Below are 12,586 nucleotides of genomic sequence, written 5' to 3' on the forward strand. Positions count from 1 at the left end.
CCTGTGGATGGTTGCGTCCTACTTGAGGTCGGCCTCGGTGTAGTAGCCCGAGTCGATCAGGACGGACTTGTAGTTGTCCTTCGTGACCACGGTGGGCTGGAACAGGTAGGTCGGGACGACCTTGACCTTGTTGTCGTAGCTCTTGGTGTCGTTCACCTCGGGCTTCTTGCCCGTCAGCAGGTCCTCGGCCATGGTGACCGACTGCTTGGCGAGCTTGCGGGTGTCCTTGTAGATCGTCGAGTACTGCTGGCCGGCGATGATCGACTTGACCGAGGCGGCCTCGGCGTCCTGGCCGGTGACGATCGGGAGCGGGCGGTCCGAGGAGCCGTAGCCGGCGCCCTGCAGGGCCGAGATGATGCCGATCGACATGCCGTCGTAGGGCGAGAGCACGCCGTTCAGCGTGGTGCCGCCGGAGTACGACTTGGCGATCAGGTTCTGCATGCGGGCCTTGGCGGTCGCCGGGTCCCACTGCTGCGTCGCGGCCTGGGAGAGCTGGTCCTGGCCGGACTGGATCTTCAGCGTGCCGTCCTCGAGGTACGGCTTGAGGGTGTCCATCGCCCCGTTGAAGAAGAAGCCGGCGTTGTTGTCGTCGAGCGATCCGGCGAAGACCTCGATGTTGAACGGACCCTTCTTGTCCGTCTTCTTGCCGTCCGCGTCGACGAGGCCGAGGCCCGTCAGCAGCGAGGTGGCCTGGTCGACGCCGACCTTGTAGTTGTCGAACGAGACGTAGTAGTCGACGTTCTTGTTGCCCGTGAGCAGGCGGTCGTACGAGATGACCTTGATGCCGGCCTTCGCGGCGGCGTCGAGCTGGTCGGAGAGCGCGCCACCGTCGATCGACGCGATGATCAGGACCTTCGCGCCCTTGGTGATCATGTTGCTGACCTGCTGGGCCTGCTGCTGGACCTTGTTGTCGCCGTACTCGAGGTCGACCTTGTAGCCGGCCTTCTCGAGGTCGCTCTTGACGGCGTCGCCGTCCTTGATCCACCGCTCGGAGACCTTGGTGGGCATGGCGACGCCCACGAGCGCGCCCTTGTTGTCGCCGCTGCTGGTGCCGCCCTCGGTCGACGCCCGGCCACCGGCCGAGCACGCCGCCAGGGAGAACGCGATGCCGACTGCTGCGACGCCCGCGATGATCCTGCGCTTCATCATCGAAGTACCTCTGTTCCTCTCGCGTCGTCCTCGACGCGCTCAGGTGCTGGGGCTGCTGTGCCCCGTGGGATTGCTCGGGTGAGCGCTCACATACTGAGGGTTCCGTCACGGGGTGTCAACTCGTCGTGACCGTTTCGGGACCTTGCCTCGTCGGGCGGACTGCGCGGTACGCTCAGCCCCGTGACGACCACGACCGCGCTCGGTGGTGCCGGCGGCAGACGCCGCAGGGCCCCGACGATCTTCGACGTCGCCGAGCGCGCGGGCGTCTCCCACCAGACCGTCTCCCGCGTCATCAACGGCGACCCCACCGTCCGCGAGGCGTACCGCTCGCAGGTGACCGACGCCGTCACGGCGCTCGGCTACCGACCGCGCGCGGCCGCCAGGGCCCTGGCCGGTGGCCGCAGCCGGGCGCTCGGCATCATCACCGCCGGCGACGCCCTGTACGGGCCGTCGAGCACGGCGATCGGCTTCGAGCGCGCCGCCCGGGCCGCCGGGTACCACGTGCTCCTGTCCACGCTGCCGGACGAACCGCGGCCCGTCGACCTCTCCGGCGCGCTCACGACCCTGCTCGCGCAGGACGTCGCCGCGATCGTCCTGGTGGCGGCGGACAACCGGGTGCTCGACGCGCTCGCGTCGCTGACGATCCCGGTCTCGGTGCCGGTCGTCGTCGCGAACGCCGTGCAGCGCGACGCCAGGACCCCCGCGGCGGCGAGTGTGGCCGCGGTCGCCATCGACCAGGCCGCCGGGACGACCCTGGTCATGGAGCACCTGTTCGGCCACGGGTACCGGCGGATCGTGCACATCGCCGGACCCTCGGTGTCGCAGGAGTCCGAGGTGCGCCGCGCCACCTACGAGCGGGTGATGCGCGAGGCCGGGCTCGAACCGGTCGTGCTCGACGGCGACTGGACCCCGGCGAGCGGGTTCGCCGCCGCCCGGCACATCGACGCGACCGTGGTCGACGCGGTCTTCGCGGGGAACGACCAGATGGCGCTCGGGGTGCTGCACGCCTTCGCGGACGAGGGGCTCCGCGTGCCGGACGACATCGCCGTGGTCGGGTTCGACGACGTCCCCGAGGCCGCGCACTTCACGCCGCCGCTCACCACCGTGCGGCAGGACTTCGTGGCGATGGGGCAGCGGGTGCTCGAGACCGTGCGGGCGCTCGTCGAGGGGGAGCCCCGCGACGAGACGCTCCTGGCGCCCGAGCTGGTGGTGCGGCGGAGCACGTAGCGGTCCCGCGCGTGGGAGGCCGATCCGCGCGGATCGGCTTCCGATGTCAGGTGCGATGGGCAGGAACGTGCGTCGTGCGCCCGCCGGCTTCACCGCGCGAGCGGGATCCAGACGCGCATCGGCTCGGGACCGCGGTTCGCCCAGGCGTAGTACGGCACGGCGGTCGCCGTGACGGACTGGAGGCTCGTGGCACGGTCGCCGGACCCGGCCACGTCGTCGACGCTGGTCGCGTCCGCGGGGTGGTCCGTGCCTCCCGTCCGGTCCGTGTCGAGCCGCCGGTACGGCCACGCTGCCTGCTCGTGCCGGGACGGGGCGGACCCGGGCACGCGCAGCGTGACGACGCCGTCGAGGAGGTCGTCGCGACGCTCCTCGGTGATCGGCGCCGACGCGTCGACCGTCAGGTCGTCGACCGTGAAGCCCTGCTGGTCCGCCTGCTCGACGGCGTAGACGAGCGGCCCGCGCTCGATCGCGACCTGCCCTCGGGCGGCGTCGATGCGGGGGTCTGCGACGTACCGGTGCGGTGTCGTGTCGAGGACGAGCTCGACGGTGTCGCCCGCCGACCACGTGCGGTCCAGGACGTGCCGCGTGCCCGGGGCGGGATGTGCCGTGCCGTCCGGCCCGGTGACCGTCGTGGTGTCCGACCAGGCGGGGATGCGCAGCCCGAGGGCGAGTGGCCCGTCCTGCGTGACCGTGACGACCACGCGGCCGTCGTGCGGGTACCCGGTCTCGACACGGACCGGGCCGAGGTCGGCGGTGGCGTACTGGTGCACCTGCAGGCCACCGTCGGTCGCGGTGGCCAGGTAGCCGTCCAGGCTCGCGAACGTGCGCATGATGTTCGGCGGGCAGCAGGCGCAGTCGAACCAGCCGCGACGGCCGTGGGCGGGGGAGCGGTTCTCGTCCGGGTGGGCGCCGTCGCGGTGCTGCAGCGGGTTGACGTAGAAGTACTCGGTGCCCGCCAGGCTCACGCCGGCGAGGAACGCGTTGTACAGCAGGCGCTCGATCGCGTCGGCGTAGACGGGCTTCCCGGTCGCGAGGAGCAGTCGCCACGCCCACTGGACCCCGCCGATGGCCGCGCAGGTCTCGGCGTAGCCGCGGTCGGTGGGGAGCTCGTACGGGTCGCCGAACGCCTCCTGGTCCCAGCGCGCGCCGAGGCCACCGGTGATGAACGCCTTCGTGGCCTGCATGTCGGCGAACTGTCGCTCGCTCGCGGCCAGCAGCTCGGTGTCGCCGGTCTCGACCGCGACGTCCACGGCACCGGCGGCGAGGTACACGGCACGCACGGCGTGGCCCTCGACCGTGGTCCCCTGCCGCACCGGGACCCGGTCCGAGAAGTACGTCGGCTCGCCGCCGGCGCGCTCGATGATGCCGTGTCCGCGGGCGTCGACGAACCACTGCGCCAGGTCGAGGTAGGCGCGGGTGCCGGTCTCGCGGAACAGCTCGACGAGGCCCGTCTCGACCACCGGGTGGCCGTCGACGTCCACGGTCTTCCCCGGCCCGTCGCCGAAGGTGGCGACGAGGTGGTCGGCGTTCTTGATCGCGACGTCGAGGAGCCCGGTGTCGCCCGTCGCCCGGTGCTGCGCGACGGCCGCCTGGTACAGGTGCCCGGCGCAGTACAGCTCGTGGCTCCACTTCAGGTCGACGTACCGCTCGCCCTTGCCGCGGACCTGCTGCACGGAGTCGACGTACCCGTCCGCGGCCTGGGCCCTGGCGTACAGGGCGGTGACCTCGCGCTGCAGGGTGAGGAGGTCCTCGGCGGGGGCGCGGCCGTACTCCCACGCCACCGCCTCGAGCCACTTGGTGACGTCCGAGTCCATGAAGACCGGGCCGACCGCCTCGCCCTGTTCGTCCCCGGCGGCGATGCGCAGGTTCCGGAAGTTCCCGGCGGCGTCGAGCCGGTCGTACCCGCTGCGGATCGCGTCGCGGCCGTTGCGGTCCTGCCGCAGGGCCCAGAAGCCGCCGGTGATCCGGGCGTCGCCGGCCGGGAGCGGCTGCAGCGCGAGGTGCGCGCCGGCGGTCGGGAGGACCGGGGTCGCGGTCCGTGCTCGGCTGTCGGTGGGGAGCGTGGTCGTCACGGCGCCTCCTCGCGCTCGGGCGCTCCTGCGTCGGGACCGGGGCGGGGACCGACGCGTCCGACGGGCGGAAAGCGCTTTCCGCGGCGACCGTACGGCAGGTCGGTCCCGGGCGCAAGAGCCGGTTCCCGTAGGCTTCGACGGGGGACGACGGTCCCGGAAAGGACGTTGCCGTGTCGGACGACCCCTCCGGTCACCCAGGCCATCGCGGGCACCCGAGACGTCCCGGGCATCCCGGGCACGCCGGGCGTCCCGCTCGCATCGCGGACGTCGCGGCGCTCGCCGGGGTGTCGATCGGGACCGCCTCGAAGGCGTTGAACGACACCGGGCAGCTCCGTGCCGAGACCCGGGAGCGGGTCAAGGCCGCCGCCGAGCAGCTCGGGTTCGTCGGCGACGCGCGGGCCCGGGCGCTGTCGTCCGGTCGCTCGTACACGGTCGGGATGGTGACGACCGACTCGTTCGGCCGCTTCACGATGCCGGTGCTGCTCGGCGCCGAGGACGCCCTGTCCGCCGGCGAGGTCATGGTCCTGGTCGCTGACACCCGCGACGACCACGTGCGCGAGGCCCACTACCTGCGCTCGCTCGTCTCCCGCGGTGTCGACGGCATCATCGTCACCGGCCGTTCCGCCAACGCCCGGCCGCCGATCGAGGTCCCGGTCCCGGTGCCCGTCGTCTACGCCCTGACGCCGTCCACGTCGGACGCCGACGTGTCGGTCACCCTCGACGACGCCGCCGGTGCCGCCGCCGCCGCGACGCACGTCCTCGGGCTCGGGCGCCGACGGGTCGCGGTCGTCACCGGGCCGGTCACCGCGCGCTCCGCCGAGCTCCGGGCCGCCGGGGCGCGCTCGGTGCTCGGCGACCGGATGACCGGCGAGCCGCTGTTCGGCGACTGGTCGGAGCGCTGGGGGCGCCGGGCCGTCGACCAGCTCGACCGCACGCACGGCGGGGTGGACGCGGTCGTGTGCGGGAACGACCAGATCGCCCGGGGGGTGTGCGACCGCCTGCGGGAGACCGGGCGGTCGGTACCCGCGGACGTCGCGGTGACGGGGTACGACGACTGGGACGTGGTGGCACTCGCGAGCCGCCCGCCGCTGACGACGGTGGACATGCGCCTCGACGAGCTCGGGAGGATCGCCGGGCGGTCGCTGCTCGAGCTCGTCGCCGGGGGTCGGCCGGCCTCGACCGCGGTCACGCCGACGCTCGTCGTCCGCGAGAGCACCGCCGGCGCGTAGGGGCGGGGCGCGCGTGGTGGGTCGTTTCGCGCATGGTTGGTCGTTCCGCGCATAGGTGGTCGTTCGTTCCGACCAGGTACGCGCGGATCGACTTCCCATGTCGGGTGCGATGGGAAAGAACGTGCACGGGCTGCCCTCGGAGGCTGCTGGGGACGCGGGGAGCGGGGCGTTCCGCGCGTGATTGGTCGATTCGGGCATGGTCGGTCGTTCGTTCCGCCCAGGTACGCGCGGATCGACTTCCGATGTCGGGTGCGATGGGCAGGAACGTGCGTCGCGACCGGCCTGGAGGCGCGGTGCCGGTCCGCCGGGCGTGCGCCGTGCCTCCAGGCTGGTCGCTCCCACACCCGTGGCCGGTCCCGCGGGCATGGCCTGCCACCCGCGCGGCCGGGCGCGCGGGAGCTCACGGGCTGGGCGACACCTCACGCGCGTGGCCGCCCGTGATGTGTCGCTCAGCGCGTGGAGTGCCGCACCGAGCGTGCCCGGCGCGCCGTCGCGTTGCGGGTGTGAGCGCTCACCTGCCATGATGTGAGCGCTCACGCAGGACGACGAGGTCTCGGAGGGACAGATGCGCGACGACCGCCGACAGCAGGTCGAACAGGGCCGGACGACACTCGGCATCGAGCTCGGCTCGACCCGCATCAAGGCGGTGCTCGTCGACGAGGACCTCCGCCCGATCGCGAGCGGCTCCCACGAGTGGGAGAACGAGTACGTCGACGGCCGCTGGACGTACTCCCTCGAGTCCGTCGAGACCGGGGTCCGCGCCGCGTACGCCGACCTGGTAGCCGACGTCGAGCGGCAGGTCGGGGTCCGCCCGACGACCTTCCGCGCCGCCGGGGTCTCCGCGATGATGCACGGCTACCTGCCGTTCGACGCGGACGGCGAGCTGCTCGTGCCGTTCCGCACGTGGCGCAACACCTCGACGGGGCCGGCCGCCGAACAGCTCAGCGCCGCGCTGGACTTCAACGTCCCGCAGCGCTGGTCGATCGCACACCTCGCGCAGGCCGTCCTCGACGACGAACCGCACGTGGCGCAGGTCGCAGGGATCACGACCCTCGCCGGGTACGTCCACCGGGTGCTCACCGGCCGGGACGTCCTGGGCGTCGGCGACGCGAGCGGGCTGTTCCCGATCGACTCCGGCCCCGTCGACAGCGCACCGGGTGAGCCCGGCCGCCGCGACTACGACGCCGCCATGCTCGCCACGACGCAGGAGCTGCTCGGCGGACGGGTGCCGGACCTCCGCGCGCTCCTGCCCGAGGTGCTCGTCGCGGGCGAGGACGCCGGTGCGCTCACCCCCGAGGGCGCCGCGTGGCTCGACCCGACGGGCACGCTGCAGCCGGGCGTGGCGTTCTGCCCGCCGGAGGGCGACGCGGGCACGGGCATGGTCGCGACGAACGCCGTCGCCCCCCGCACCGGCAACGTCAGCGTCGGCACGAGCATCTTCGCGATGGTCGTGCTCGAGCGCCCGCTGGGCACCCCGCACGAGGAGCTCGACGTCGTCACGACCCCGGCCGGCGACGCCGTCGCGATGGTGCACTGCAACAACGGCGCGAGCGAGATCGCCGCGTGGGCCCGGGTGTTCGGGCGGTTCGCCGAGGCCTCGGGTTCGCCGCTGCCCGTCGACGACGTCTACGCGACGCTCCTGACCGAGGCGGCCGACGCCGACCCCGACGCCGGCGGGCTGCTGTCCTTCAACTACCTGGCAGGCGAGCCGGTCACGGGCGTCGAGGACGGCCGGCCGCTGCTCCTCCGCACGCCGGGCGCCCGCTTCACGCTCGGCAACCTGGTCCGTTCCGAGGTGCACGGTGCCTTCGCCACGCTCGCGATCGGCATGGACGTCCTGCACGGCGAGCACGTCGCCGTCGACCGGATGACCGCGCACGGTGGGCTCTTCCGGACGCCGGGTGCGTCGCAGCGCCTGCTCGCCGCGGCGCTCCGCGTGCCGGTCGCGCTCGAGGAGACCGCGGGGGAGGGCGGCGCCTGGGGCATCGCGGTCCTCGCGGCCTACCTGGAGCACACCGACCGGTCGCTCGCGGACTTCCTGGCCGAGACGGTCTTCGGGGGTGACTCGGTGCACGTCGCCGAGCCCGAGGAACGGGACGTCCAGGGCTTCCAGGACTACCTCGCCCGGTACCGCGCGGCGCTGCCGGTGCAGGACGTGGCGGCAGCGGCGACACGCACCAGCCCGACCACCGACCAGGGCGAGCCGACCGACGGGGGCGATCCGCGCCTCCAGGCCGACGCCGGCGACGAGACGGCCGACGCCGACGTGGCCGACGCCGACGCCGACGTGGCCGACGCAGCGCCCACCCAGCACACCGAGAAGGAGCCGACCGCATGACGGACCTGACCACCGACGAGACCGAGGCGGCCGTCGCCCGCGCGCGCCAGCGCGTCGCGACCCTGCACGGCGAGCTCGTCCGCTACGGCCTCGTCATCTGGACCGGCGGCAACGTGTCCGAGCGCGTCCCCGGCACGGACCTGTTCGTGATCAAGCCGAGCGGGGTGTCGAGCGACGACCTGACCCCCGAGAACCAGGTCGTCTGCACGCTCGACGGTGTGCCGGCCGACGGTTGGGGCAACGCCCACGGCCCGTCCTCCGACACCGCCGCGCACGCCTTCGTCTACCGGAACATGCCCGAGGTCGGCGGGGTCGTGCACACCCACTCGACCTACGCGACGGCGTGGGCGGCCCGCGCCGAGGAGATCCCGTGCGTCATCACGGCGATGGCGGACGAGTTCGGCGGCCCGATCCCGGTCGGCCCGTTCGCGATCATCGGCGACGACTCGATCGGCCGCGGCATCGTCGACACCCTCGCGGGTCACCGGAGCCGCGCCGTGCTCATGCAGAACCACGGCGTGTTCACGATCGGCAAGGACGCGAAGGACGCCGTCAAGGCCGCGGTGATGTGCGAGGACGTCGCGCGCACCGTGCACATCGCCAAGCAGGGCGGGGAGCTCGTCCCCATCGCCCAGGAGAACGTCGATCGACTCTTCGATCGCTACCAGAACGTCTACGGACAGAACCCCGAAGGAGCCATGCGATGACGCAGGTGAACCCCCAGGCCACCCTCGACAGCTACGAGGTCTGGTTCCTCACCGGGTCGCAGGGCCTGTACGGCGAGGAGACCCTCCGCCAGGTCGAGGAGCAGAGCCGCGCCGTGCACGCGCAGCTCGAGAGCGCGCTCCCGGTCAACCTCGTCTGGAAGCCCGTCCTCAAGGACGCCGACGGCATCCGCCGCGCCCTCATCGAGGCGAGCGCGGACGACAAGGTCATCGGCGTCACGACGTGGATGCACACGTTCAGCCCGGCGAAGATGTGGATCGGCGGCCTGCAGGCACTGACGAAGCCGCTGCTGCACCTGCACACGCAGGCGAACGTCGCGCTGCCGTGGGGCGACATCGACTTCGACTTCATGAACCTCAACCAGGCCGCGCACGGCGACCGCGAGTTCGGGTACGCCCTGGCGCGCCTGGGCGTCCGGCACGCGACCGCGGTCGGACACGTGTCCGACCCCCGGGTGGTCTCGCGGGTCGCGAACTGGACGCGCGCGGCAGCCGGTGCCGCGGCCGTGCGGGAGCTCAAGCTGACCCGCTTCGGCGACAACATGCGCTACGTCGCCGTCACCGAGGGCGACAAGACCGAGGCGGAGATCGAGCTCGGCGTGCAGGTGAACACCTGGGCCGTCAACGAGCTCGCGGCGGCCGTCGCGGAAGCGGAGGCCGACACCGCGGCGGTCGACGCACTCGTCGCGACGTACGAGCGTGACTACGACGTGGTCCCGGAGCTGCGGAACGGCGGCGACCGCCACGACGCGCTCCGCGACGGTGCCGCGATCGAGCTCGGCCTCCGTGCCCTGCTCGAGCAGAACGGCTCCGCCGCGTTCACCACCAACTTCGAGGACCTCGGCACGCTCAAGCAGCTGCCCGGCCTGGCCGTCCAGCGGCTGATGGCCGACGGGTACGGCTTCGGCGCCGAGGGCGACTGGAAGACCGCCGTCCTCGTCCGCGCGATGAACGTCGCCGGTGCGGGGCTGCCCGGTGGTGCCTCGCTGATGGAGGACTACACGTACGACCTCACCCCGGGGGCGGAGAAGATCCTCGGCGCGCACATGCTCGAGGTCTCGCCGACCCTCACCACCTCGAAGCCGACGCTCGAGATCCACCCGCTCGGCATCGGCGGCAAGGACGACCCGGTCCGCCTGGTCTTCACCGCCGACGCGGGTGAGGCCGTCGTGGTCGCGCTCTCCGACACCCGCGACGGCTTCCGCCTCACCGCGAACGTCGTCGACGTGGTGCCGCCGACCGAGGCGCTGCCGAAGCTCCCCGTGGGCCGTGCCGTGTGGGAGCCGCGCCCGTCGTTCCCGGTCGCAGCGGAGGCCTGGCTCACCGCCGGCGCCGCGCACCACACCGTCATGACGACGGCCGTCGGCCTGCAGGTCGTCGAGGACCTCGCGACGATGGTCGGCACCGAGTTCCTGGTCATCGACGAGCACACCACGGCCCGCGGCTTCCGCGACGAGCTGCGCCTGCAGCAGGCGTGGCACCGTCTCGACCGGGGGTTCTAGGACCGTGACCGTGGCTGCGACGACGCGCACGAACTGGGCCGGGAACGTCACCTACGGGGCGTCCGACCTGCTCTCGCCGACCTCCGTCGACGAGGTCCGCCGCGTCGTCGCGGCCACGCCGCGCCTGACGGCGCTCGGCTCCACGCACTCCTTCAACCGGATCGCCGACACGGACGCGGTGCAGGTGACGCTCACCGGGCTGCCGCCCGTGCTCGACGTCGACGCCGACCGCCGGGTCGTCCGGGTCGCCGCCGGCATGACGCACGCCGCGGTCGCGGCCGGCCTGGAGGCTCGTGGCTGGGCCCTCGCGAACCTCGCCTCCCTGCCGCACATCTCCGTGGCTGGGGCGGTCGCCACCGGCACGCACGGTTCCGGCGTGCGCAACCCGTCCCTCGCGCATGCGGTGGTCGGCCTGGAGGTCGTGCGCGCCTCCGGCGACGTCGCGTGGGTGGACGCGTCGACGCCGGACGACGCCCTCGACGCCCATCGGGTGGCGCTCGGCGCGCTCGGGGTCGTGACGGCGGTCGAGCTCGCGATCGAGCCGACGTTCCAGGTCGCCACGACGGTGCACCTCGACCTGCCGTGGGACGCCGTGCTCGAGCACTTCGACGCGGTGGTGTCGGACGCGTACTCGGTGTCGCTGTTCACCTCGTTCGACGACCGCGGTGCCCGCCAGGTCTGGACGAAGCGCCGGACCGACGAGCCGGCCCCGACGGTCGACCTCGTCGCGCTCGGCGCCCGGCCGGCCGACGGCCCCGTGCACCCGGGCGAGAACGACACCGCGGGCGTCACCGAGCAGGGCGGCGTCCCGGGACCCTGGTCCGAGCGGCTGCCGCACTTCCGGTCGACGTTCACGCCGTCCACCGGCGCCGAGATCCAGGCCGAGTACCTGATCCCCGCGTCGCACGCGGTCGCCGCCCTCGAGGCCCTGCGTCCGCTCGATCCCGTGTTCGCGCCGCTGCTCATCGCGGCCGAGGTCCGGACGATCGCCGCCGACACCGCATGGCTCGCGCCGTCGTCCGGACGCCAGTCGGTCGGCCTTCACTTCACGTTCCGGCGGGACGCCGAGGCCGTGGCAGCGGCCGTCGCGCGGATCGAGGACGTCCTCGCGCCCTTCGACCCGCGGCCGCACTGGGGCAAGGTGTCCGCGGCGGGTGTCGAGCGACTGCACGAGGCGTACCCGCGGCTCGACGACTTCGCGGCGCTCGCGCGGGACCTCGACCCGACCGGACGGTTCCGCAACGCGTACTTGGCGCGGCTGCTGGCCTGACGCGGGCGGGGAGCCGATCCGCGCGTGGGAGGCCGAACCGCGCGTGGGAGGTCGATCTGCGCATGGTGCGTCGTCCGTTCCGACTGCCGATGCGCGATCCGGCCTCCCATGTCGGCTGCGATGGGCCGGAACGACGGGATCCCGAGGCCGTCGTGCGACCGGCCCAGCAGATGCGCAGGCGTTGGTCGGGCGCCGCACGGGCGCATCGCTGAGTGCTCACATGTGTGATCACAAAGGTTGGGTCATGGCGAACCTCAACCGGATCCTCGGCATGGCCTCGAAGGTCATCGACAAGCAGATGCAGAAGCAGCGCGGGCAGGGGAGCCCGGACGCCGCGAACCGACAGTCGTCGGGCGGGACCGACTGGCGGGACATCGTCCGCACGGCGGCGGACAAGCTGACGGGCGACGACCGGCAGCGACCGCAGCAGCCGCAGCCGCAGCAGCCGGCGCCTCAGCAGTACGGGTACCAGAGCCAGCAGCAGTACGGCCGGCAGCAGCACGACCAGCAGCAGGGCGGCCAGCCGCAACAGCGCGGGCAAGCCGACCCGGACGCGGTCGCCTTGGCCAAGTACGACTACCTGCTCCGCACGGCCCCGCCGGAGCGCCTCGAGCAGGTCCACCACGACGCCTTCGCGCGGCTCACGCCCGAGCAGCGCCAGCAGGTCCGGGACCGGCTGAACTCCGAACTCCCGCCGCACGAGCACCTGCGCGACGACTCCGCCGGCGGGATGGCCCGCGCGGCGACCCGGGCCGAGATGTCCCGACCCGGCCTGCTCGGGCGGGCGCTCGGCGGCCGTGGTGGGTCGTTCGCGGGCGGCGCCGCGGTCGGTGCCGGTGCGATGGCGGTCGGCGGCCTCGCGGTCGCGGTCGCCGGTGGCGCGGTGCTGAGCGCCGCGGCGGGGCCGGTGCTCGCCGGTGCCGCGGACCACGGGGTGGACTTCGAAGGCATCGCCGCGGGTGGCGAGGAGTTCCTCGTCGGGCTCGGTGAGCAGGCCGGTGGCCTCGGGGAGCAGGTGTCGGGGCTCGGCGAGCAGGCGAGCGGTCTGGGTGAGCAGGCCAGCGGGCTCGGTGA

Annotated in this window: 9 protein-coding genes; 7 read left to right on the top strand and 2 right to left on the bottom strand. The window is 73.1% G+C overall.

Annotation, left to right across the window (positions count from 1 at the left end; all coding sequences use genetic code 11):
* Nucleotides 1-18 precede the first annotated feature (18 nt).
* The gene (gene chvE / locus HUN59_RS05780; RefSeq protein WP_174777815.1) at nucleotides 19-1,149 is read right to left on the bottom strand and encodes a multiple monosaccharide ABC transporter substrate-binding protein; all 1,131 of its coding nucleotides are present in this window, start codon (nucleotides 1,147-1,149) and stop codon (nucleotides 19-21) included.
* Nucleotides 1,150-1,329: 180 nt separating this feature from the next.
* Here chvE and HUN59_RS05785 point away from each other — a divergent pair, with 180 nt between their 5' ends.
* Complete coding sequence (locus HUN59_RS05785) at nucleotides 1,330-2,376, top strand: LacI family DNA-binding transcriptional regulator (protein WP_174777816.1); 1,047 nt, start codon at nucleotides 1,330-1,332, stop codon at nucleotides 2,374-2,376.
* 89 nt (nucleotides 2,377-2,465) lie between these two features.
* On the opposite strand, the gene HUN59_RS05790 is transcribed toward HUN59_RS05785, so the two are convergent.
* Nucleotides 2,466-4,448: a glycoside hydrolase family 127 protein gene (locus HUN59_RS05790; protein WP_174777817.1), complete on the bottom strand. Its 1,983-nt coding sequence runs from the start codon at nucleotides 4,446-4,448 to the stop codon at nucleotides 2,466-2,468.
* A gap of 257 nt (nucleotides 4,449-4,705) precedes the next feature.
* Here HUN59_RS05790 and HUN59_RS05795 point away from each other — a divergent pair, with 257 nt between their 5' ends.
* The 6 genes from HUN59_RS05795 to HUN59_RS19345 all read left to right on the top strand — a co-directional run.
* Complete coding sequence (locus HUN59_RS05795) at nucleotides 4,706-5,677, top strand: LacI family DNA-binding transcriptional regulator (protein WP_302691052.1); 972 nt, start codon at nucleotides 4,706-4,708, stop codon at nucleotides 5,675-5,677.
* 565 nt (nucleotides 5,678-6,242) lie between these two features.
* A complete protein-coding gene (locus HUN59_RS05800) occupies nucleotides 6,243-8,015 on the top strand; it encodes a xylulokinase (RefSeq protein WP_174777819.1) in 1,773 nt (590 codons plus the stop codon).
* Nucleotides 8,012-8,722 carry an L-ribulose-5-phosphate 4-epimerase gene (locus tag HUN59_RS05805; protein WP_174777820.1) on the top strand — a complete coding sequence of 237 codons (711 nt, stop codon included), beginning with the start codon at nucleotides 8,012-8,014 and terminating at the stop codon, nucleotides 8,720-8,722. Before HUN59_RS05800 ends, HUN59_RS05805 begins: the two co-directional genes overlap by 4 nt.
* On the top strand, nucleotides 8,719-10,242 hold the full coding sequence (gene araA, locus HUN59_RS05810) for an L-arabinose isomerase (RefSeq protein ID WP_174777821.1): 1,524 nt from the start codon (nucleotides 8,719-8,721) through the stop codon (nucleotides 10,240-10,242). The genes HUN59_RS05805 and araA overlap by 4 nt, the downstream gene beginning before the upstream one ends.
* 10 nt (nucleotides 10,243-10,252) lie before the next feature.
* A complete protein-coding gene (locus HUN59_RS05815) occupies nucleotides 10,253-11,512 on the top strand; it encodes a D-arabinono-1,4-lactone oxidase (protein WP_174777822.1) in 1,260 nt (419 codons plus the stop codon).
* A 244-nt stretch (nucleotides 11,513-11,756) separates the two neighbouring features.
* On the top strand, nucleotides 11,757-12,586 hold an 830-nt coding region (locus HUN59_RS19345; RefSeq protein ID WP_217483624.1), incomplete at its 3' end, for a cation-transporting ATPase.

Source organism: Curtobacterium sp. Csp2 (genome assembly GCF_013347165.1).